Here is a 2,145-nt window from a genome sequence, read left to right on the forward strand (position 1 = left end):
GCCCCGCCCGCCGGGGCGCCCCGACCGCCAGGTGGAACGGTCGTCGCCCAAGGCCCCCGCGGCGCTACCCTTCGCGGTATGAGCACGCTCACGACGACCGCAGCCGCCACGGAGTCCACGGAGTCCACTGAGCCCACGGTGACCGGTGTGGCCCGCCGGGCCCGCACCGCCTCCGCCGACCTGGCCCCGCTCCCGCGCTCCCGCAAGGACGCCGCCCTGCACGCCGTGGCGGACGCCCTCGAGGCCCGCGTCGCGGAGATCGTGGAGGCCAACGCCGAGGACGTGGCGCGCGCCCGCGAGGCCGGCACCGCCGAGTCCGTGATCGACCGGCTCACGCTCACCCCGGAGCGGATCGCCGCCATCGCCTCGGACGTGCGCGACGTGGCCGCGTTGCCGGACCCGGTCGGCGAGGTCGTCCGCGGCTCCACGCTGCCCAACGGCATCGACCTGCGCCAGGTCCGCGTCCCGCTCGGCGTGGTCGGCATCATCTACGAGGCCCGTCCCAACGTCACCGTGGACGCCGCCGCGCTCTGCCTGAAGTCGGGCAACGCGGTCCTGCTGCGCGGCTCGTCCTCCGCCTACTCCTCCAACACCGCCCTGGTGGCCGTCCTGCGCGACGCGGTCGAGGCCTCCGGACTGCCGGCCGACGCGGTGCAGCTGGTGCCCGGCGAGAGCCGCGAGTCGGTGCACGAGCTGATGCGCGCCCGCGGCCTGGTGGACGTCCTCATCCCGCGCGGCGGCGCCTCGCTGATCCGCACCGTCGTCGAGCAGTCCACCGTCCCGGTGATCGAGACCGGCACCGGCAACTGCCACGTCTACGTGGACGCGGACGCGGACCTCGGCACGGCGGTGGAGATCCTGCTCAACTCCAAGGCCCACCGGGTCAGCGTCTGCAACAGCGCCGAGACCCTGCTGGTCCACCGGGACGTCGCCGAGGCCTTCCTGCCGCGCGCCCTGGAGGCCCTGGCCGGCGCCGGGGTGACCGTGCACGGTGACGAGCGGGTGCGCGCGCTGGCCGGGGACACCGGGGCCACCGTCGTGGAGGCCACCGAGGAGGACTGGGAGACCGAGTACCTCTCCCACGACATCGCCGCCGCGGTGGTCGACTCGCTGGACGCCGCCGTGGCGCACATCCGCCGCTGGAGCTCCGGCCACACCGAGGCGATCGTCACCACCTCCCAGCAGGCGGCCCGCCGCTTCACCCAGCTGGTCGACTCCACCACCGTCGCGGTGAACGCCTCCACCCGGTTCACCGACGGCGGCCAGTTCGGCTTCGGCGCGGAGATCGGCATCTCCACCCAGAAGCTGCACGCCCGGGGACCGATGGGGCTCCCGGAGCTGACCAGCACCAAGTACATCGTCACCGGCGACGGGCACGTCCGCCCCTGACGCCGTCCGGGATCCCGTGGTGCCGGGCCGGACGGTCACGGGCTCTTCGCCGAATTTCCGTACGCTCTGCCCAAATTGACCCGGCACGTCTACTCTGGAGCGGTGGCGGAGGACGTGGGGGGCACGCCGTTCCCTGACGGCGGAGGACCTGACGACGACCAGGACCGCGGGGCGCCGGACGAGGAGTTCGCCCCCGTGGTCTTCGACGAGGACTTCGTGCGGGCGGCCCCGGTCCACGAGCCGACGGCCGTCGAGCGCCTGGTGGCGGCCGCCCAGGCGCGCGCCGAGGCCTCCGAGGCGGAGGCCGCGCGCCGGGCCCGCCTGGCCGGCGGTCCCGGGCCCGAGGAGGACCGGCACGACGAGGCCCCCGGCCTTGAGGACCTCGGTTTCGCCCACATCCCTCCCGGCCTCGGCGGCCCCGACGCCCCCTCCCGTGCGTTCGTCGCCCGCACCGGCCAGGACCCGGGCGCCCCGGGCCTTCCCGGAGGCGACGCGGCGGCCGACTTCGCGCCGGGACTGTTCGGCCGTCCGGGCGGTTCCGTCCGGCCGGGAAGATGGCACCGGCCGGTCGCCTGGGTGCTCGCCCTGGTGATGGGGATGGGCATGGTCGCGCTGGCCTTCAGCGCCGTCCACCGCGGCGCCGCCGGGCAGACCGGCCAGGTCCCGCCACCCGTCTCGACCCGTCCCACACCGGCGCCCGCCCCCGACGCCGCGGTCGGACCGTCCGCCTCGGCCGAGTACGCCAGGCCCCCCGTG

2 protein-coding genes are annotated in these 2,145 nt (G+C 75.7%); both read left to right on the forward strand.

Annotated elements, in window-relative coordinates; genetic code table 11:
- The first annotated feature begins 78 nt into the window (after positions 1–78).
- On the forward strand, positions 79–1,389 hold the full coding sequence (locus ACOV8S_RS20300; protein WP_448319204.1) for a glutamate-5-semialdehyde dehydrogenase: 1,311 nt from the start codon (positions 79–81) through the stop codon (positions 1,387–1,389).
- Positions 1,390–1,491: 102 nt separating this feature from the next.
- Positions 1,492–2,145 (forward strand): SCO2584 family spore wall biosynthesis protein (locus ACOV8S_RS20305; RefSeq protein WP_448319205.1); only part of this gene is annotated, 654 nt, incomplete at its 3' end.

This window comes from Streptomyces sp. CO7 (assembly GCF_053474865.1).